The sequence below is a fragment of the Rossellomorea sp. KS-H15a genome (genome assembly GCF_024195245.1).
Classification (GTDB): Bacteria; Bacillota; Bacilli; order Bacillales; family Bacillaceae_B; genus Rossellomorea; species Rossellomorea vietnamensis.
The window spans coordinates 1,550,783-1,572,176 of record NZ_CP096886.1 but is presented as its reverse complement, the minus strand read 5'-3'; the positions used below and the strand labels follow the sequence as shown (position 1 = coordinate 1,572,176).

The following is a 21,394-nucleotide window of genomic DNA, read 5'->3' as shown; positions in this document are numbered from 1 at the left end:
TAATGTTAACGTGATGTAAAGGACAGCGAAGAGATGGTTTGGGATGCTGATAAGAACCCATAAAAAAAGTGCCCGACTCCCCTTAATGGAGTCAGACACCTTTTAATCTTCTATTATTTCGCCTGCAAACGGCTGATCCGCTCATCCAAATCCGGGTGAGTCGAGAACATCGCCGATTTACGTCGTCCATTGATTTTCAACGTAGAAATCGCCGTGTCGTCTTCCCCCTTCATGCGGCTTGAGTAAGCTTTCAGCATCTGAAGGGCATGGACCATTTTATCCTTACCGGCAAGATCCGCTCCGCCTCTATCTGCGTGATACTCACGATGACGTGAATAAGCGAAGACAACTAGACTTCCCAAAATCGAGAAGACGATTTGGAATACGATCACAGCAATGAAATGCACGATCGGTGCCATTTCTTCCCTTGCAAATCGGGATGCAATCCATGCGGCGATCCGTGCGAGGAAGACAACGAATGTATTGACCACACCTTGCAGCAGGGTCATCGTCACCATATCCCCGTTCGCCACGTGGGCCACTTCATGGGCAATGACACCTTCAACCGCATCATCATCCATTTCACGAAGCAATCCAGTTGAAACGGCAACAAGGGAGCGTTTCTTAGAAGGTCCTGTTGCAAATGCATTCACTTCGGGAGAATGGTAGATTCCCACTTCCGGCATATGCATGAGTCCTGCCGCTTTTGATAGACGGTGGACTTTCTCGACAACGGCACGTTCCTCAGATGATAAAGCCCCATCCGGATTCAATACCTGTACACCCATCATCCTCTTCGCCATCCAGCGTGACATCGCTAAAGAGATGAACGATCCGGAAAAACCGATGATCGCACTGAATACGAGCAGTGCCCCTAAATCCAATCCGCCTGAAGCCGTGATGTAATTCCCCGCTCCTGTGACGGAAAAAATGATGCTAATCGTCAGTAGTACTAAAACGTTCGTTAACAGGAAATAAAATATTCGTTTCCCCATCTTTTCTCACTCCTATTTCAAGTTCAAATGAACCTGTATCTGATAATATTATAAATCCTTCATGTTCAAAATACAAGCAAAAGGTGAAATTGACGAGACTTCACCTAACCAGTAGTATAGAAGAAGATATTTGCAAAAGAGACGGGGTAATCACGATGGAAACGTTTAAACTGACACGCAAAAATATGGCCGACCTGCTGCTCTCTCTGAACGGCACTGCGAGCAGGACTCCACATGCGGTGATCGGGGCAATTTGGTCGGACCCCATTCAAAGGGAGCGTCCTCCCATCATCCAAAAAATCCTTAAACCAGTCAAAGGCGACATCGGCTTTTCCCTTAAAGAGATCGTCTCCCTGGGAAACCTGATCGAATTCACCAATTTTCCCCAAAGCACCGTCCAGAACTGGGTGAAACGGGATGTAAGAGGATTGATCGGGTCCCCCCAACTCGGTAAAAAGTACACCACCGAACAGGCCGCCATGTTATTCATCGTCGAAGACCTGAAAGCGACCCTTGATTTCGAATCAATTCGTAAGATCCTGACTCTTGTGTTCAATAATATTGAAGACCGAACCGATGACATCGTCAATCCCACGGATCTTTATCTTGCCTATGCATCCATTTTCGATCAGATCCACCACCAGTCCCTCCCGTCAATCAAAACGGCGGATGGTTCAGTGAACGAGCATATCGATGGATTCATCAAGGATGAGTGCCGGGCTATGCTGGCAACGTTTGACGGAATTGCGGAGGAAAACCTCACCAAAGTCCTTAATGTCATGATTGTATCCGTTTTGACGGTCCAGGCCGGATTTTATCAGGATGTAACGAAGAGATATGTCATGGATGCCTTATCTTAACAAAAAATGCCTGCCCCCCTTTCGATCGGGGGCAGGCATTTTTATGATCATTCCGCGACTTCAGCGGCTTTGGAATGTTGCATATGGGTGGTAAACCAGGCGATCCCACCGGCCACAGCCAAATAAGCAAACAGGATCCACAGCTGGTGCGTCAGCTGAGTAAAGTCCCCGAGGGTAATGACTTCCTGGAAGCTGCTTAATGAGTGCGCCATCGGTAAGTTCTCCCCAATGATGCGCAATATCGGTGTATTCAAGTCTCTCGGGAAGGTCCCTCCGCATGTCGCCAATTGCAGGACAAGGAAGGTGACGGCCAGAAACTTCCCGACGAAACCGAACACGGTGATCAGCATGAAGATAAATGTCATGAACGTAAAAGAAACGATGACACTCGATAGGATAAACAGCGGTATATTCACGACCTCTAAATGGAATCCAAACAAAAGGACCCCGTCGACAATGAGTGCCTGAATGGCCCCGATGAAAAACACCAATCCCAATTTATTGATGAAATGGGTCGTTCCATTTACGCGAAGATCATTGCGTCTAGCGAGTGGCAGGATATTCGCTGCCATGATTCCTCCGACGTATAACGCCAATGACAAGAAATAGGGAGCAATCCCTGTTCCATAATTCGGAACCTTGGACACATTGGATTTCACAAGATGGACGGGATCTGAGAACATGGATGATAACTCATCCGTTGAATGAACGGCTGAAGTTTTTTCTGCAGCATCCCTGAGTTTCGATGATAATTCTCCTGAGCCTGCTTCCAGGTTTGTCAATCCTTCATTCAAAGCACCGACTCCTGAAGAAAACTTGTCCGTTCCGTTGGTTAAGCGGTCGATTCCTGCAGTCAGGGTTCTGAAGCCCTTGTTCCAATCGGCAAAGCCGGAAGAGAGCGTGGATGTACCCGACGCTAAATCAGAAGCCCCGTTGGATGCATGGTTCAGTTTGTCTGCAAATTGGGAAAAACCTGCATGCAGCTTACTTTGCCCACCGGCAAGCTGTTCTGATTGTTGATGAAGTTTCACTTGTTCATTTTCAAGCTCCGAGGTGGAGGCTGACAATTTTTCCGCCTGTGATTGAATTGTTGCGAATGCAGGATCGTTTTCCGCCTCTGGATGTGATTCCTGATAGGCTTGAAGCTGGTTTTTCAGCTCTTCTGCCTCTTGGTTCGCTTCCGTTTGCTGCTCTGTAAGCCTATTCTCTGCACCTGCAAGCTGTTTCGTTTGACTCGCCAGTTGTTCGGTGCCATTATTCATTTTCTCTCCGGCTTGTGACAGGCTCTTCATCCCGCCGGCTAGTTGAGCTGAGCTTGAATCGAGATGATGAAGCCCACTTTCAAAGGAACCTGCTCCATCAGATAGTTTTTCACTGCCAGCTTGAAGAGTGAGAGAACCTTCACCAAGTGAGTCGATTCCGGCTGCAAACTTGTTCATTCCTGCCTTTTCATCTGCGATCCCTTCATGCAGCCGGTTCGCTCCATCACTCGCTTTCGTTAATCCCTTCCCTAATTCCTCAAACTTTGAGAACACTCCATCTGCATAGGATTTGGAAATCGTATCAGACAGCTTGCTTTTCATTTTTTCCGTGGCACTCGAACTGATTTGCGAGGCGACGAAATTTTTACCAGGGTTGTCCTTATAAAGTAGTTCGGCAGGCTCGGGATGTTCATCCATCAAGGTGCTCACCTTTTCCGAGAAGTCTTTAGGGATGGTCACGACCATGTAGTACGTGCCTTCTTTAAGACCTTCATTGGCCTTAGTAGAGGAAACGAACTTGTAGTTCAGATCTTCTGACTTTTTCAGTTCCTTTACAAAATCCTTCCCTGCCTCTATCGGTTCATCCTCCATTACGCTTCCCTCGTCTTCATTGACGATGGCAACAGGTAATTGTTCAAGCTTTCCGTATGGATTCCAGTAGCCTGACAGGAATAAACCCGAATAGATTAATGGAACTAAAAGAAGAAAGCCCAGGGCGATCCTTCTGTGCTTATGGCTGACCATGGCTTTTAAATCTTGTACTAATAATGTGAATCCTTTCATAACAAACTCCTTCTTATACTCATTTACATCCATTTATCATACGTGGATAAAATGATAATGTATAATACATAATGAGTTATACATATATAGCTTTCAGTCTATGAAAGGATGTGTTCTTATGGAACTACAACAGCTCCACTACTTTCAGACCGTTGCCCGACTGGAACATATGACCAGGGCTGCAGAGGAACTAAGAATTGCCCAGCCCTCACTCAGCAAGACGATTGCACGTCTGGAAGAAGATCTGGGAGTGCCGTTATTCGAACGACAGCACCGACAGATCAAACTAAACCGCTTTGGAAAACTCTTTCTTAACCGGGTAGAACGTATATTCATGGAAATCTATGAAGGAAAAAGAGAGATCAGGGAGGCGATGAACCTAGAGGAACATACCATCCGGATGGCCGTCACCATCCCAAGGGTCCTACCGGATCTGGTCGGGTCGTTCTTGAAGGATAATCCCCACGTCCGATTTCAGCAATTCGTCCACTCGATGGCTGAAATGAAAGAACAGTTAAAAAATGGTGAAGTGGATTACTGCATTTCTTCCATCCCCTTGGAAGATGATGAAGATATCGTATGGGAGCCGCTGATGACAGAGGAAATCTTCCTCATCGTCCCTCCCGGTCACTGGTTGGAAGACAGGGAGGAAATCGATTTAATCGAAGTGAAGGATGAACCGTTCATCAGCATGAATACAGGGTACGGCCTCAGGAACCTGACAGATGAGATCTGTTTACAGGCGGGATTCTCACCCGTGATTTCCTTCGAAGGAGATGAACCCGGCGTCATAGGGGACTTGGTCAGGCAAGGTCTCGGCATCGCCTTCATCCCAGCCATCTCATGGATGAATCGCCGGACACCATTTCCTCACAAAATCCGGATCAAAAGCCCAACTTGCGTGCGCACCATCGGCCTCGGCTGGTCCAAACGAAGACATTTCACGCGAACCTCCAAAGAGTTTCACCCCTTCATGATCAACTACTTCCAGCACATCGGGAAGAAGCTGAATCAACTATAAAGGGACGGACCTTCATTTTTGCAAATGAAGGTCCGTCCCTACTGGGGTTTGCCTGGAATTTAGAGGTCCGTCCCTCTCTTAATGGGAATCCAGACCTCTTCGACTGAGTTGGGATTGGCTGGGTTATAGTGTTCGTCGAAGCGTTCGAAGTGTTCGCGATCGTCTAGCTTGTATTCGGATGCAGGCATCCATTCTGTGTGAATATACTCAAGGGTTTGGTGGAAACGACTAGCGGGACCGCGGTGAAGAAATTTGGCGTACAGTCCACCTTGAAGAGTATAGGTCTCCATCCCATTCAGTCCAGTTTCAATGGACTCTACTTCTATAGCAGCCCATTTAAGAAAAGGAGTAGTAAGGTTTAAATTCCTCACATCAGTCCCTTGTTTAAATACCTTCATATTATATAGTTTTTCATCTACACGATGAGGAATCGAATTCCGATGAGGCATGAAGCTTTGCCACAGTTCTCTTGTTGCATCCTCCCCAAGGGACATCATCTTGGATTTTCCGATCAGTTTCTTAGAGTGTACATTTACGATTTCAGGTTTCATACAGTCATTCCTTTCAATTAATAATTGACTCCTTCATGAACTCCTATTGGTCTCTCTAATCTGCCAGGACTATTTTTTTGAGCTCTTCCAATCATAAGCATATACATAAAACATTCCTAACAAAAGATATGTATTGAAAAAGTAAAACAACTGATCAATGAACGGACTTCCAATCATATCGGTCAAGATTGAGAGGAGTAATTTAAAGATGAAGTAGATGAGTACGAAACTGATAAGCCCCTTTACTTCTCTCCCAATTCTTTTTCCAATCCATTTCCCGATCCAGACGGACAGAAAGAAAATACTTTCCAAAGGTTTATTCATCATTCTTCCTCCTAGATCAAATCCTCGTAATAGTCTCTCAGTAAAGAGCTACTCTTAACGTTTGTCACCTTACTATACGGGCCTATGCCAAAATGGTTTCAGTGAAATAAAAGAAGATGCCCTGATGATTCAGGCATCTTCCTACTATAAATCTATCTCAATCCATAAGCCTTTATAATTTCCTGGCTGATCTTATTCCCTTTATCATCCCAGGCACTGGCTTTCAGTGATACATTCTTGGCATTTTTCGGGTTGTTGATGATCGCTTTGAACGTATCTCCATCCCGTTCAAGCTTTACTTTCTTCCATGACTTCCCTTCGTTGAAGGACACTTCTAAGGCTGCATCTTTTACATCCCCATAACCGATGGCTCCTTCTACCTTCTCTACAGAAAGTTTGAGTTCGGTTGGACGATTCAATAGGGCGTCTCCATTCACATCTGTATCCACCTTATAGTCAAGGATCAGGAATGGCAGGTCTTCCATCCAATTCTCTGTTGCTTCTGTCCAGAATGTCCACTCCGTATGGGTGCGTGTAGAAGTGTTCCAGCGGTTTTCATCCCGTTTGGCATCTGTGACGAATCGGTATTGAGTGCGTTCTTGCGGTAAGATGTCCCAAACATTCAAGGACTGCCCTTTTCCTTCCTTCAGTAACATGTCACCTTTGTATAACTGGGTGGTCTGATTTTGGTTTGAGACATCCCAATCCGTGCCACCGGTGTTCCCTTTCCCGCCGTCAGCCCATGCAGGAACATTGATTTGAAGTGAGTTACCCTGTCTTCTCGGAGGCCAGTATCCATCTCCGAGACTCGGACGAACCACTGGCGAGAACCAGTTCTCAGAAATTTTCTCTCCTCCATCATAGGTCATCAGCGGTTGTCGCACCTGCCAGGTCTCATCGAGTACGTTTGCCTGATGATACCAACCTGTGCCTTCTGTCGCCGATACATATTCAGTCCGGGCGCTTGGCAGTGACACTTTTTGCAGGAATCCAATTGCTCTCATCGTGTGAGGGCGCAGATCATATCGGAACTCCCCGCCATCCGTTTCAACAGGTGAAGTATAATTTGTTTCGATTTTCGCTAATTGCTTCCCTTTTGGTGCATAGGTCAAATCTTTAGGAATTGAGCCTTCATGCACATCCATCAAATCATAAAGGTAAGGTGAATCGACCGTTCCTTCCACCTTTAACTTTACATTTCCTGAACGGACCGCTTTGACGAGCTTGTCCCCTTCGCTTTTACTAATACCCGCAACAGCAACAGGATTATCGGTATATTCAGGAGTTCCCGCGTATACACTGAATTCTTTGTCTTCATTATTCACAATGATCACAAGCTTTGCCCCTGCTTCAGCAGCATTTGTCGCTTGCTGGGACACGCTCACTTCTGCATTACGATCGACTACGACAGCTTTTCCTTTTGCTTTGAGGCGATCAAAGTCAGCAGCGCTCCCTTTACCCGCATAGACTGTGGACAGATTATACTTCCCATCTAACAACGTACTTCCCGCCAGTGGGATATCATCCAATTCTTTCCCTTTAAAATTAATTGTCAAGGTCGGCTTTGTCAGACGCCAGCGTGTCAGCTGCTCAAAATACCCACTCTTCACTTCTTTAGTCGGTACGGCATACATCTTATCAATCCAGACAGGCATTAAGTAAAGACTTGTCATCGGCATGTCTCCGATGGTTTGATGATATTCCAGACGCTTATAGTTCGCTTCGGCTTTCTTTGGAACGACTACTTTGATTTCCTTGGCTTTACGTGCATCAAGCTCAACCGTCTTCGGTCCGTCCAGTTTCACTTCAGGATCCCCTACAAGCGCAACCCCCATATCATCTGTATCAGCATCTACATCCATAAGTGACATGGCTGAATACGTACCAGGTGGCAATCGAAGCTCGAGTGATCCATCAACAGCCACGACTTCAGGCTCCATCTTTTCACTGAACAACACAACATAAGCAAGTCCTTTCTCCCCGTCACGATCAGTTGCATTCAGGGTCAGCGGGTAACGTTCCTCTTCCTTGACCATGGCCATTGTCGTACGGACAAGCTCTGTTCCATCTGCTTTCGCTGTCAGAAATCCTTGATAACGTGAGCCTGTTTCACCCAGAGTTGAATCGAGGGTTACGTTAACATCCACTTTTCCACCCGCTGGCACCGTGACTGATTCTTGAGAAAGAGTCAGCATACCGGCAGGAGCTTCATTTCCTTCCGCATTCGTAAAAGTGGCATCCAATTCCAGCGTCACTTCTTCTTTGCCCTCGTTGGTGTATGTGACCACCTTTTCAACTGGTTCTGCCCCATCATGCGGCCATTTGAAGAAGCCGAATGAAACGGATTCAGTCACCCTTACCTCTGCGTCGAGTGCCGCCGGGATGTCCACCCGACCTGTCCCCACATGATAAGGCTGATACCCATCAAGCTTCTTGGTCGTATTCATGAGGGCCTGTTTCAATGTTTCTCCGTCCCACTCTGGATGCTTCTCTGCTAAAATCGCTGCTGCTCCTACTACATGAGGCGTGGCCATCGAAGTACCACTCATGCTTTTATACAATCCTTCTCCACTTGAATAGTGGGAACGGGCCGCCACGATGTCTACTCCTGGTGCTGATAGATCAGGTTTCAGACCCATATCTCCATATCTCGGACCCTTGGAAGAGAAGTAGGCAAGTTCGTCCGACTTATCCACGGCTCCAACCGTCAATGCAGAATCGGCCGCCCCTGGAGAACCAATGGTCCCTTCCCCGCCTCTATTTCCTGCAGCGATGACAAATAGTGTCCCTTTTTCGTCAGTCAATCGATTGACCGCTTCTGACATTGGGTCTGTTCCATCACTCGGCATATCACTGCTAAGACTCATATTGACGATTTTGGCATGCTCAGATGCCCATTCCATTCCATCAATAATCCAGGAATCCTGTCCATATCCTTCATCACTCAAAACCTTTCCTACCAATAAACGGGCATCAGGTGCAACTCCCTTATGCTTACCGTCACCCGCTCCAGTACCGAGAACCGTCGAGGCCACATGGGTACCGTGACCATGGACGTCCTTTACTTCTTCTCCAGGCACAAAACTGACTGCTTCATCTAACTGACCTGTAATGTCGGGATGTTCCGAGTCAATCCCTGTATCCAGGACCGCCACCTTGACGCCTTCTCCTGTATACCCTTGTTCCCAAGCCTCGTCTGCTCCGATTTGCGGCACACTTTGATCGAGCGCTGCTTCCGCACGGCCGTCTAGCCAGATTTTGTCGACACCGTTTTTAAATTGAGATGTCACTTGCTTCTCATCATGTTGAACCGCCACGTCATTCCAAAAAACTTCAGCATGCTTTTTTTCTGCAGAAAGTGCGGCTCCCTGGATACTTTCCAATTCCCTTACTTTCTTGGACCCCTTTGGTGCAGCGTTGATCGATTTCGCTTTCGTTTCTTTGTATTCGACAATGACCGGTACAGCATCTGTGTTTTTGTCATCATACCCATACTCGATCAATTTTGTAATGTTAAACAAATCTTCATCCAGCTTACCCGCTGACATATAAGGCATCGCATAGTTCGGGAAGACGAAGGTTTCATCTTTGATCGTCATGACCCTGACTCCCTCACCGTTCTTCTCTGCCGGCTCCACATTGATGATTTGTTTTCCATTGTTTAACGTAGAGACTTTCACCACGTCTCCGGTTATGAGGGTGATGGTATGCTCCCCTTTTTTGCTGTCTTTTACATCAACGGTTGACTGTTCAGGATTGACGTCCTTTGTAGGGGCGCCTTTTGCATCCACTTGGAACATCGAGCCCGCAATCATCGAGGCAGCGATTGATCCGACCAGAAGCGGTTTAACGTTATGCTTTTTCATTATCATTCTCCTATTCTATTAAAGTCTTCATACAGGCTAAGGGTAGAATCTAGGTAAGAAAAAAAGAATAAAGTATGTAGTCACAACATCTGTTGCATAATTGATAGACTACGGGAAAAACAGTATGCCACCGCCTCCTTGATTGGATTTAAAAGGTATGCCCTGGAAGTCGATTGAACCTCATGTCGTTAATTGAATTGTAAGGGTGTGAACATGGATTCCTCAATTGGGGTTATTTTCCGGGACGAGAGTACTAGGATGGCCCCCGCTCCCCGGAGAGCAGGAAACAATTCTATGAAATTAGGTGCAGTTACTCAGTGGCAGGAGAAGGATATCATGGGGAGAGTAACGAAAAGTAGCTTTCCATTCCATTCTCTGAAGACTAAAGTCCTCTTATATAATCGTGAAAAACTCCATGGAATAAGCGTTCAAATCGCACATTCCCCGCTTGACCCGGGCTATCAGGATGAAACAGAAAAGAAAGAAGGCAGCACCCTGGCAGATGCTGCCTTCTTGATCATTCCCTATACCGGACTATAAACATAGGCTAATAGATACAGCCACTCACTTCGCTTCTTTCACAAGTTGGAATATTTCTTTGTCTTTTAGGCTTGTAGTTTCAGTTTCTTCAGCCGATCCTTCTTCTATTGAGGATTCCATAAGGGTTTCCACCACTTGTGTCGACCCGATCAGCATCAACTTTGCAGACAGGATCGTCAAAGTAAAGAAAACGACAGGGATGAAGGATATCCACGGATAGGTGGTCCACAGGAATTGCCACCATCCGCCGAGAAGACCCGACCATTCATGAGATAGGGAAGCCAGGAACGGATTGTCAAAAAGGTCTACCTCAAGTGATGATCCCCCTATATAAATGTTCAATACCCCAAGATGTGCAATCAACAGCATGATGATCATAAATTCCCTGATCGACACGAGAAGAATCTGCGGGAGAATAAAAGGACGAATATGATTCCTGATGTAATGACGCTTCGTTGCTCCCAGCACTTTCGCACTATCAATGAACTCGTGACTCATGATCCGGTCATATTCATTCGTAAATAGCAGGGTGAGACTCGGAAGTGAAATCACGATAAGAATGATCAGGTAAAAAATCGTTTTATCCGTAAAATCATAAGGAAATCCCTCAGGATGATGCAACGGACCGTCCAACATCATCCAATTCAATAATAAAAAAGATAATAAGGTAGGCGGAAAATAGTTGGCGGCATCCACCATGTGATCAATGATTCTCCTGAATGGTTTTAAATAAAAGTGAAGGATCAACCCCATGAACACCGAAGGCAATACTCTGCATAGCGTGATCGCCAGCGCTGCCCCAATGGTATATTTCGCGCCAACGATGATGAGAAGGAAGATATTCCGGTTAAAATTGTCGGTACCAAGGGGTGGATACTCCACTGGTGAATAGGGAGGGCTGAGAAGCTCCCCTTCTTCATTTTTCAAAAGATCCAACTTCGGCACCTCATCCCCCCACCCGACATAATAAACAAGACTTGCGGCAAACATACCAAACAAAAAGATAAAGCCTATTATGAATGACGGATTCTTCATCAATTTTTTCAGCATCATATCGCCACCTTCTGCCCGGTCTTACGATCAACGATGGTTCTGATGAGGATGAGCAGGACAAAAACCGGCAGATAGAACATGATCAGACTGAAACAGATCACATCCATTTGAGAGAATGATAGGATGAAATGAGTGATGCCATAAATATTAAATAATCTTTCAAATACGATCAATGATGATAAGAGAAACAGAATGATGGATTTGGAATGATTCAATAAACTGAACGCGATATTCCGCAGGACATGGATGAAGAAAATCCAGTGCTTGGACATCCCCCTGCTTCTGATCAGATCAACATACGTCTTCCCGTATTCATCATTCACCAACAGATAGATGATCCTGAACAACATGATCGTCGGTAAAATAGACAAAGTCACAATAGGAACGAAATACACCTTTTCCTGGGAGCCGACGATTGGAAACAGAAGCACCCCTGTTTCTTTCAAGATGAAAATGACGCTGTATTGAATGACGATCAAGATGAAGATATCAGGTGTGGACTCGAGCAAGTTAGTCGCCCTAAGGATGAACGTTGACCAGGCGGATGGCAGCAAGTGTGTGAGGTACGCAAGGAAGATGCCCATGAGGATGGATAAAAGAAAGGCAGACAAAAAAATCGAAACAGAATAGAAATACGGATCCCAGAAGGCCGGGAACATCGGATATGAGTTGTTCGATTCATTCGTGATGGTCATCGATTCAGAATGGATGAGGGAGGTCGATATCTCCACAATGTTGAGGACATATTGTTTCAAACTGAGATCCACCCCTTCATTGAACAAACCGATGAGGCCTGTCAGAAGGATGATTCCGAACAGAACGAAGACAAATTTCAAAACCATGGAACCGATCGATTTGAGATTCATAGATTGATCCTCCGAATTCATTGGATAAAGTTACCTTTACATTACCATAACAAGCCAAAAAATCCCATAAAAAAAGGTAAAGCCGCTTCTGGACTCCACCTTTCTTTCCCCTACCGATCTTTTCTTACAAGGTCCGCATACGTCTCCCGCTCGATCACGACCCGGGATTCCCCGTTATCCACAAACACAACAGCCGGTCTCGGTATCCGATTATAGTTACTCGCCATAGAATACCCGTATGCCCCCGTACTGAACACAGCCAGAATATCACCGTAATTCGTCGGCGGCAGCATCAGGTCCCAGATGAGCATGTCACCCGACTCGCAGCATTTCCCCGCGATGCTTACACGTTCCGTACATTCTTCATTCGGACGGTTTGCCAGTACCGCGTGATACTTCGCCTGATACAGCGCCGGGCGTATATTATCCGTCATCCCTCCGTCAATCGCCACATACGTGCGCACATCCGGGATGATTTTCTTTGAGCCCACTTTATACAACGTCGTACCTGCTTCCGCCACCATGCTTCGACCCGGCTCCACCCAGACTTCCGGGAGCGGGTATTCATTTTTCGCAAAATAGGTTTTCACACTATCCGTAATCCCTTTGACATAGGTCGGAATCGGCAGAGGCTGGTCTTCATCCGTGTACCGGACACCGAATCCGCCACCGATATTCAAGACAGGCATCGTAATGTCCAAGTCGATCCGGATCCGCTGCATGAAATCAGACAGCACCCGGATCGCCTGATCGAAGCCTTCCTGTTCAAAGATCTGAGATCCGATATGGGAATGGAGGCCGAGCAATGAGAAGTATGGCTTCCTGATCGCAAGCCCGATCGCCGTAGCCGCCTGACCGTTTGAAATGCTGAATCCGAACTTCGAATCTTCCTGGCCCGTCGTGATGTATTCATGAGTATGGGCTTCCACGCCAGGTGTGACCCTGATGAGGATCTGCACCTCCTGCTCCCGCTCTTTTGCCAGGTCATGGAGCAGTTCAAGTTCAAGGAAACTATCGACGACAAAGCAGCCAATTTCAGCTTCAAGTGCCATTAGAAGCTCCTCTTCGGATTTGTTGTTCCCGTGAAAATGGATGCGTGCTGCCGGGAAACCAGCTTCAAGGGCCGTATACAATTCCCCTCCTGAGACCACATCCAGGGAGAGGTTTTCTTGTTCCGCCAGGCGCACCATTTCTTTACAAAGAAATGCCTTACTCGCATAGGCCACCTGATATTTCAGACCACTTTCATGGAATGCATCCCGGAACAATTTAGCATTCCCGCGAATCATCCCTTCATCATAAACCATCAGGGGTGTCCCGTATCTTTCGACCAAATCACCCGTACCGATCCCACCGATCGTTAAATCCCCTTGAACATTCACATCAACTGTACTCATATCCCTAACTCCTTTTGACTCTCTAAAAAACACAAAAAAACCGTATGAAGCAGATGCTCATACGGTTTTTCATCAAAGGTTACGGAACCAAGATGAAGACTATGTATTAACATCTCTTCAATAGTGCTCCACAACTTTTGCATTGTGACAGTCCAGCATTTCTTCAATGCTGGCCCAACAAAAAATAGAATTGGCTATTTTCTGCTTCGGCGATCTGCCTTTCCCAACTTATCCCGGAATCCATTATTCTCAAAGAAGGTACTCATCATTCTCGCGCCTCTATTATCAGAGAGTGACTGTATATTTTTTATTGGCATAACTATATCATTCTCTTGAAATGGTTGTCAATTGGTTTTTGGATATAGCGTGATTTCGGAGTTCACATTACCATTTATTTCAAAAACACGCATAAACTATGGGGAATGACGCAATTAATTTAAAAACGACGCAATTACTTCCATAATGACGCAATCACCCTCCAAAACGACGCAATCAAGGACGATTTTTCCACAATGATGTGAATGTGATAGTCTCAAGCCCTTAAAAACCACCAATCAACGATTAAAAAAACTATTTTTAACTTCCTTAGTGAGGATTTTTCCTCTAAAATGAATTTAAAATAAACGATAGTGTATGTCATTAGAAAGGAGTGCTTCCCATCAAAGAACTGACTATCGGTATCATTTCATCCATGTTCTTTGCCGTCACCTTCATCCTGAACCGGTCCATGGAACTTGCCGGCGGAAGCTGGATGTGGAGTTCGTCCCTGCGTTTTTTGTTCATGCTCCCTTTCCTTTTCCTTATTGTAGGTTTACGGAAGAATATAAATCAAGTGTGGATTGAAATGAGGAAGAAGCCATACGAGTGGCTGACGTGGAGCTTTGTCGGGTTTGTCCTCTTTTATGGTCCTTTGACGTATGCGGCGGCATATGGACCCGGCTGGCTTGTTGCGGGGACGTGGCAATTCACGATTGTGGCCGGGATCCTGCTCGCTCCCTTGTTTTTCACATCAGGACCTGTGAGACGCAGGCTCACCATTCAAAAAAGGGCTCTCGGCATTTCCTCGATCATTCTAATCGGGGTGATGTTCATCCAACAGGAAAATGCCCGTGGGCTGTCTCTTTCAGAAATGATCACAGGAGTTTTACCGGTGATTGTCGCAGCGTTCGCTTACCCCCTTGGGAACCGTAAAATGATGGAGGTATGCGGCGGAAAACTTGATACCTTTCAACGGGTACTCGGGATGACGATCGCAAGCACTCCCTTCTGGCTGATCCTTGGAAGCTATGCATTTTTCAAAGTAGGCGTCCCCTCCACTGGTCAAGTGACACAATCCTTTATCGTCGCCGTTTGCTCAGGCGTGATTGCGACTTCCCTCTTTTTCCTTGCGACGAACATGGCAAGGCATCATCCCGGGAAACTCGCGGCAGTGGAAGCGACCCAGTCGACCCAGATCCTGTTCGTCATCATGGGAGAAGCGGCCATCCTTTCCGTTCCCCTTCCGTCAGGGTTTGCTCTCCTCGGCATCATCCTGATCATCGCCGGCATGATCATCCACACCGTCAACGTGAAAAAAATGAATGCCGGAGTCGTGAAGCCAGTAAAATCCGCTAGCTAAAAAAGGAGGAGCATCCCTCACTGGGGATACTCCTCCTTTCCGATTATTTAAATACCCGCCTTCTCATCCACTGGGTCGCAGCCCATTTGTCCCCGATGACAACCGGTGCACCGCCATGCAGCGTTAAATCGTTCAGTTCCTGATTATCATAGAAATATTCGAAGTAAACCGCCATTCCCTTTTGAGGGGAAACAGAGAGATTCAGCTTCGGGAAGTAGGTTTCCCCGCCTTCCTCTACGTCGTTCAAATACATGACAAGGGTACTGATTCTCGGATTCTTTACGGGCCTTGCCGATGCAGAGAAGAAATCGAAATGAGCCTTGTACTCCTGCCCCGGTTTATAGTTCAGGATTTGAAGACCCTCCCCATGCTCAACGGGTATATTCATAATTTGAGAGACTCGCTTTTCAACACGTGTCACGACGTCATGACTTTCTTCCAAAAAGACAGAACTGCTCGTTCTCAGTCCATCGACCGTCCGTGTATTCCCGATCTTCGAGCGCTCGACCCGATCAATTGACAATTGGATGAGTTCATCACATTCTTCATGACTCAGCACATTGCCAAGCACGACGATCAGGGGCTCCTCCATTTTCGCAATGATGTGAATGTCCCGGTCTTCCGTCTTGATCTTATTCCCCGTATGGTGAAAAATCGTTTGTTCCTTTACAGCTATTTCATTCGTATCCATTGCCAACTTTCATCAACCTCTTATCGTATTTTTAACATTCTGAATTCTTATATTGGTGGAAGCATTCTTTGAATCTTCCAGACTGGAAAAACGAAAGCAACGTTAGGCATAACTGTATATTTTATTCGGTTGTTTCCTCCTGCATGTCAAAATATGAGAGTGTATTTTTATATATTTTACACCCGGGATGAGGGGAATTCTATCTTTATTTTTTCATTTTCCGCTGAAAAATAAAGAGGATGACTCAGGTGTAGGATTGGCGTGGGTTGATGGATGTCACAGAAAGGACACGTAGTCAAAACCCATAAAAAAAGACTGCCGGATCCCATCCGACAGTCCATCCATTTATTTCTTCAATGCTTCATACTGAACCATTACTTCCTTCACGATTTCACTATCCGCATCCAATCCACTCACTTCTTTCAAAACATGAGCTGGTCCATGGTCCTTGATCATGCCCTGGATTTCCATGGCCTGTTCGTCTTCAGGATTGTCGAACAGTAGCGCTGCTGCAATCGCTTTGGCGAGATACGAATAAGACAGTCCTGCTTTTTGAGCTTCCGTGGTCGGACGGATCAAGCGGTCATCGGGACCAAGCTTCCTGATCGGCGCGCGTCCCACACGGGTCACATCATCATTCAAATAGGCATTTTTGAAGCGTTCGATGTTTTTATCAATATAAGCAAGATGGTCGTTTTCATCGAGACCATATTGCTTCACAAGGTAGGCACCTGTTTCTTTCAACGTTTCCTTCACTTGTGCAGCGATTTCTTCATCGGCCAATGTCTGATCAATGGTCGATTTCCCTTGCAGATATCCAAGGTAAGCAATGACAGCATGCCCTGTGTTCACCGTGAACAGCTTCCGCTCGATGAACGGTGCAAGATCTTCCACGATCGTCATTCCTTCAACAGGCGGGATTTCTTCGGTCGTCTCAACCACCCACTCGTAGTATGGCTCAACGAGGACGTCCAATGATCCTTGATCCTGCATCGGTACAATGCGATCCACCGCTGAATTGAAGAAGAAGACTTTGCCTTCAAGCTTTGCAGCCGTATCTTCATCAAGATTTTCCAAGATATGCTTTTTCAAAATATCCGTTGCACCGATCTGGTTTTCACATGCGATGACGTATAACGGATCATCTGAAGAGGCCACTCTCTTAGTGATCCCTTTAGCAATCAGGGGTGAGATCCGTGGCAGGATGTTCGGTCCGATTGCCGTCGTCAGGTAGGTAGACGAGACGATCGTATCGATTACTTCCCCTTCCTGATGAAGGTTGTTCAGGCCGGACACATTCTCAATCGTTTCTGTTTCCATCGTTTCCGTTGCAAGCTTCACCTCATAGCGTCCTTCTTGATTCAGTTTATTGATCACTTGTTCCGCAATATCCACAAAGGTCACATGGTAACCTGATTGGGAAAACAATGCTCCGATAAACCCTCTGCCTATGTTTCCTGCTCCAAAATGTACGGCTTGTTTCAACATCATCATTCCTTTATCAAATTAGTTTGTAAGTAGTCCAGAAAGATTTCTTCTAATTTCTTTAAAATGATCGCTTCGTTCGTGGACGAATAAATCATCATCGATCGATGATCTTCGATTAAACTTGTTGAGATCAGGCTGAGGATTTCCTGCTCCCGTCTGCTCAACTCTTCCGGGGCAAGCATCAGGAGAAGGCTCTTCATCTCCATCTCAGCACCATCCATCCCCTTGATCTTGCAAGGTTCATCCAGATGGGCCACCTGAAAGATCAGCTTATTTACGTTATGATCCCGGCAATGGAAAAGCCCCATATTCGTGTTCGGGATGCCCAGTCCGCCTTTCTTCTCCCTTTCCATCAGTTGGTCCATGACCACTTGAGGCTGTTGTAGAAGTCCATCCCGGTCTGCCTGCCCCACCATTTCACTCAGGATCCTGACGTGATTGCCCGCAGACTGCTTCCGGTATACGCGAAAATTGGTAAGGATGGCTTCCATGCTGGTATGGACATCTTTGATCTCCTGAAGGAGCATTCTCACTTCGGCTTTCCCGTCAGACTTCGGGGATGGTTTCAAATATTTTTTCCTCGTCAGCTTCTCGACGTTATTCTGGAGGTAACTTTGGATGAAACCGATGTCCTTCTCACTCAATAATGGACTCACCAGAATATATTCCACTTCCGTAAAGGGAAGCCTGACGGTGGAAATGACAATGTCGTACTCCTCGAGATCCGCATTCTGAAAATCCTTGATAGACAGGATTTCCACCTTGTTGATCATGCTCAACTCCCGCTGGATGCGGCTTGCGAGCATCTTGGACGTCCCGATTCCTGTGGGACACACCACTACAGCTTGGATATTGACCTTTTCTTCATTCATCAGCATGGCGGATCCGAAATGAAGGACGATGAACGCCACCTCATCATCTGGAAACGAGATATCCTTGAACTCCATCTCCAGACTCTTTTTCACGGCTAAAAATAAGACCGGATACTTCTTCCTGATTTCATCCGTCAGGGGATTGAAAAGATCGAGCTCCTGTTGCAAACGGAAGATGGACGGTCCCATATGGGCAAGGAGTCCCTGAAACAGAGAAAAATCATCGGACAGATCCACGTGGAGGTCTGCCGAAACATCTTTTATGATATTTTTGATAAGGTGACCAAGGAGGATACTGTCATAGTATACGACTTCTGGATCCTGCACCTTTGATCCTTTCAAAATGACCGTCAAGAATTGTACATCCAGATGGTTGATTGATACGGAAAGCCGCTGTTTCAGTTCCCCGCATATCTTGTCCATCAACAGAAACTCCCGGGGTCCCTCTTCTTCAGAGGGTTCCTTCTGCTGTAATCCGAAGCCCATTTCAGTTCGCTGGACTGTCAGGCAGATATGCACGATAAGACCGATATAATCACTGTCCGTTAACGTGATCTGCTCGTCCGCCAAATGATGATTCACCACCTGGTCGACGGCGAGTAAATAGTCCGGTTTGAAATAACCGAGAACCGGTTCATCAAGATGATGGCCCTCTTGCATCCCATACAGGGTCTCGATGATGTCTTCATAAAAATGGACCAGGAAAAAACTTGCCAGGGCATGACGCTTGTCGGCTTCTTCCGCCACGAGCTCCACCCCCACCCCTCGTTTCCTCGTCAGGGTGATCCCATACTTCTGAAGCCAATCGGCAAGCTCATCCAGGTAAGAAGACAAGGTTGTCACGCTGATCCCGAGCTGACTCGCCAGTACCTGTTTTTTAAAAGAAGGGCCTTCATGCAGAAGGATGATCAGGAGGTTCAGCTTTCGTTCCTCAGGTGTTTCGTCAGTCGGACTCACATCCGCAAGGTTTTGTATTAAACGATAGATATGCTCATTCTTCCCCTCGATGAACAGACCTTCATTGGCCGTCCTTTTCAATTCCAGATGGTACTGTTTTAAAATGCTTTCGATTGATTTCAAATTTCGCTGTACGGTTCTTCCGCTCACATTCAAAAATGCAGAAAGAGAGTACACGGTATGTTTCCCTGATGTTTTTACTATCAATTCAATAATGGATTTTTCCCTTGAGGTAATAAACATCCTTTCCCCTCTTTCCCTGGCATGAGCTTTTTTTCAAAACAAATGAGAACAGAAAGGCAGGAATCCCGCCTTTCTGAATGATTTCTCTAGTTGCTGTTGATGATGTCTTTCAGTTCCTTGGCTGACTTTGCCTGAACCATCTGGTCGACGTTTTCTTGCTCTGAGCAGACAACGGCGATGCCGGATAGGATTTCAAGATGCGTACCGTCTTTACCGGCGATACCGAAGATCATCTTCGCCTTTTCGCCATTGAAGTCGACGCCGTCCGGAACTTGAACGACCGTGAACCCGGATTTGATGACGGCTTTCTTTGCGTCTTCCGTACCGTGTGGGATCGCTACATTATTACCCATATACGTAGATGTGATTCCTTCTCTATCAATCATAGCATCTACATAGCTTTCTTCCACATACCCTGCTTTGACAAGAGCTTCCCCGGCGAACCGGATCGCTTCTTCTTTTGTGGCAAATGACTGATTCATGAAGATGTTCTCTTCCAGAAGAAGATCGTCATCGTGATCTGCATTCGGTTCAGCGTTAACGGCTTCCTCTTCTGCTTCTTCCACAACCTCTGCCTGTTCATCCGTGATCCCGTCTTGAAGACTCGCAATCAGCTTGTCGTACTCAGGACTGGATAGGAAGTTATCCACAGAGATGTGATACACATTCGGTAGTTTATTTTTTGCACGAGGCGTCAGTTCTTCTTGTGTGATGACGACCTGAGCATCTGATGGAAGATTGCTGATCGATGTATTTGTCACGCTGACATCGAGATTCGCTGCCTTCACTTTCTTACGCAGAAGGGAAGCACCCATGGCACTTGAGCCCATTCCTGCATCACAGGCAAAGACGATTTTATTTACTTCTTCAGGCAGTGTTCCTTTGCTCACATGACCTGCAACGGAACTTTTCTTACCTTTCATTTCCTGCATTTTCTTTGTAGCGCCTTCGATGTCTTCATCTGTCGTTTTGCTTGATTTCAAGACGATGGCCGATACGATGAAGGAAACGGCTGCAGCAACGAATACTGCTGCGAAGTTTGCCAGATACGCCATTCCTTCAGGAGGAGTAACGGCCGTAATGGCAATGATACTTCCAGGTGACGCTGGTGAAACCAGTCCTCCACCTAATAAAACAAGAGTAAATACTCCGCTCATTCCACCAAGGATGACGGAGATGAATAGCATCGGCTTCATTAATACGTATGGGAAGTAGATTTCATGAATCCCACCAAAGAAGTGAATGATTCCTGCTCCAGGTGCTGATTGTTTCGCCGTTCCTTTTCCAAAGAACATAAATGCAAGCAGGACACCAAGACCTGGTCCCGGGTTAGCCTCCAATAGGAATAGAATCGATTTTCCACCCTGTTGAACCTGCTCCAGCCCGATTGGTGACAGGACACCGTGGTTGATGGCATTATTTAAAAATAGAATCTTCGCTGGTTCGATCAGGATACTGGTTAATGGAAGCAGGCCTGCTGCAACCAGCCAGTCAACACCTTCAACGAGAAGACTTGTGAAGGCATCTACTGCAGGTCCGACACCTAAGAATGCCAAAATGGCAAGGATTCCCCCAAGGATACCCGCCGAGAAGTTATTCACAAGCATTTCAAATCCTGCTCTGATCTTCCCTTCGATCACTCCGTCAAACTTCTTGATCACATATGCTCCGAGCGGCCCCATAACCATGGCACCTAAGAACATTGGTGTATCCGGTGCACCGACAATGACACCCATTGTCGCGATGGCACCCACGACCCCGCCTCGCTGGTCGTGTACGAGTTTACCTCCTGTATACCCGATCAATAATGGTAACAGGTACGTAACCATCGGCCCGACCAGTTTGGCAAGGCTTTCATTTGGAAAGAACCCAGTTGGTATGAACAACGCTGTAATTAAACCCCAAGCGATAAATGCACCTATATTCGGCAGAACCATAGAACTGAGGAAGTTACCAAACTTTTGTACCGCAACTTTCATATTGGATTGCGCCACTTCTCTCATCCTT

Annotated in this window: 16 protein-coding genes and 1 riboswitch; of the genes, 4 read left to right on the top strand and 12 right to left on the bottom strand. The window is 46.3% G+C overall.

Annotated features, from left to right (window positions below; all coding sequences use genetic code 11):
• Nucleotides 1-113: 113 nt before the first annotated feature.
• Nucleotides 114-995: a protease HtpX gene (htpX, locus tag M1J35_RS08105; protein WP_034762272.1), complete on the bottom strand. Its 882-nt coding sequence runs from the start codon at nt 993-995 to the stop codon at nt 114-116.
• A 155-nt stretch (nt 996-1,150) separates the two neighbouring features.
• On the opposite strand from htpX, the gene M1J35_RS08100 reads away from it, so the two are divergent.
• On the top strand, nt 1,151-1,855 hold the full coding sequence (locus M1J35_RS08100) for a DUF1836 domain-containing protein (RefSeq protein WP_224520813.1): 705 nt from the start codon (nt 1,151-1,153) through the stop codon (nt 1,853-1,855).
• A 47-nt stretch (nt 1,856-1,902) separates the two neighbouring features.
• Here M1J35_RS08100 and M1J35_RS08095 read toward each other — a convergent pair whose 3' ends face one another.
• Entirely contained in the window at nt 1,903-3,900 is a 1,998-nt protein-coding gene (locus M1J35_RS08095) for a YhgE/Pip domain-containing protein (protein ID WP_254653344.1), read from the bottom strand.
• Nucleotides 3,901-4,018: 118 nt separating this feature from the next.
• Between M1J35_RS08095 and M1J35_RS08090 the strand changes: the two genes are divergently transcribed.
• A complete protein-coding gene (locus tag M1J35_RS08090) occupies nt 4,019-4,921 on the top strand; it encodes a LysR family transcriptional regulator (protein ID WP_254653343.1) in 903 nt (300 codons plus the stop codon).
• 59 nt (nt 4,922-4,980) lie between these two features.
• On the opposite strand, the gene M1J35_RS08085 is transcribed toward M1J35_RS08090, so the two are convergent.
• The 3 genes from M1J35_RS08085 to M1J35_RS08075 all read right to left on the bottom strand — a co-directional run bounded on the left by M1J35_RS08085 (nt 4,981) and on the right by M1J35_RS08075 (nt 9,662).
• Nucleotides 4,981-5,472, bottom strand: a complete 492-nt coding sequence (locus tag M1J35_RS08085; protein WP_034762265.1) for a GyrI-like domain-containing protein — start codon at nt 5,470-5,472, stop codon at nt 4,981-4,983.
• A 69-nt stretch (nt 5,473-5,541) separates the two neighbouring features.
• Nucleotides 5,542-5,799, bottom strand: a complete 258-nt coding sequence (locus M1J35_RS08080) for a hypothetical protein (RefSeq protein WP_254653342.1) — start codon at nt 5,797-5,799, stop codon at nt 5,542-5,544.
• Nucleotides 5,800-5,948: 149 nt separating this feature from the next.
• A complete protein-coding gene (locus tag M1J35_RS08075; RefSeq protein WP_254653341.1) occupies nt 5,949-9,662 on the bottom strand; it encodes a S8 family peptidase in 3,714 nt (1,237 codons plus the stop codon).
• Between the two features lie 294 nt (nt 9,663-9,956).
• On the opposite strand from M1J35_RS08075, the gene M1J35_RS08070 reads away from it, so the two are divergent.
• Nucleotides 9,957-10,202, top strand: coding sequence for a hypothetical protein (locus M1J35_RS08070; RefSeq protein ID WP_254653340.1), 246 nt, complete (start codon nt 9,957-9,959; stop codon nt 10,200-10,202).
• Nucleotides 10,203-10,226: 24 nt separating this feature from the next.
• Here the strand turns inward: M1J35_RS08070 and M1J35_RS08065 are convergent, their stop codons facing one another.
• The 3 genes from M1J35_RS08065 to lysA form a co-directional block, all read right to left on the bottom strand.
• Nucleotides 10,227-11,255 carry an ABC transporter permease subunit gene (locus M1J35_RS08065; RefSeq protein WP_254653339.1) on the bottom strand — a complete coding sequence of 343 codons (1,029 nt, stop codon included), beginning with the start codon at nt 11,253-11,255 and terminating at the stop codon, nt 10,227-10,229.
• Nucleotides 11,252-12,121 carry an ABC transporter permease subunit gene (locus tag M1J35_RS08060; protein ID WP_254653338.1) on the bottom strand — a complete coding sequence of 290 codons (870 nt, stop codon included), beginning with the start codon at nt 12,119-12,121 and terminating at the stop codon, nt 11,252-11,254. Before M1J35_RS08060 ends, M1J35_RS08065 begins: the two co-directional genes overlap by 4 nt.
• Nucleotides 12,122-12,231: 110 nt before the next feature.
• Nucleotides 12,232-13,518: a diaminopimelate decarboxylase gene (lysA, locus tag M1J35_RS08055; RefSeq protein ID WP_034762257.1), complete on the bottom strand. Its 1,287-nt coding sequence runs from the start codon at nt 13,516-13,518 to the stop codon at nt 12,232-12,234.
• 113 nt (nt 13,519-13,631) lie between these two features.
• A riboswitch (Lysine riboswitch) is annotated at nt 13,632-13,808 on the bottom strand.
• Nucleotides 13,809-14,176: 368 nt separating this feature from the next.
• Here lysA and M1J35_RS08050 point away from each other — a divergent pair.
• Nucleotides 14,177-15,136 (top strand): DMT family transporter, encoded by a 960-nt coding sequence (locus tag M1J35_RS08050; protein WP_254653712.1) that lies wholly within the window; start codon nt 14,177-14,179, stop codon nt 15,134-15,136.
• Between the two features lie 43 nt (nt 15,137-15,179).
• On the opposite strand, the gene M1J35_RS08045 is transcribed toward M1J35_RS08050, so the two are convergent.
• The 4 genes from M1J35_RS08045 to M1J35_RS08030 all read right to left on the bottom strand — a co-directional run bounded on the left by M1J35_RS08045 (nt 15,180) and on the right by M1J35_RS08030 (nt 21,381).
• Entirely contained in the window at nt 15,180-15,827 is a 648-nt protein-coding gene (locus M1J35_RS08045) for a 2OG-Fe(II) oxygenase (RefSeq protein WP_254653711.1), read from the bottom strand.
• Nucleotides 15,828-16,172: 345 nt separating this feature from the next.
• Entirely contained in the window at nt 16,173-17,312 is a 1,140-nt protein-coding gene (locus tag M1J35_RS08040) for a mannitol-1-phosphate 5-dehydrogenase (protein ID WP_254653710.1), read from the bottom strand.
• 5 nt (nt 17,313-17,317) lie between these two features.
• Nucleotides 17,318-19,387, bottom strand: a complete 2,070-nt coding sequence (locus tag M1J35_RS08035; protein WP_254653337.1) for a BglG family transcription antiterminator — start codon at nt 19,385-19,387, stop codon at nt 17,318-17,320.
• Nucleotides 19,388-19,473: 86 nt separating this feature from the next.
• Nucleotides 19,474-21,381, bottom strand: a complete 1,908-nt coding sequence (locus M1J35_RS08030) for a PTS mannitol transporter subunit IICBA (RefSeq protein ID WP_305882343.1) — start codon at nt 21,379-21,381, stop codon at nt 19,474-19,476.
• Nucleotides 21,382-21,394 lie beyond the last annotated feature (13 nt).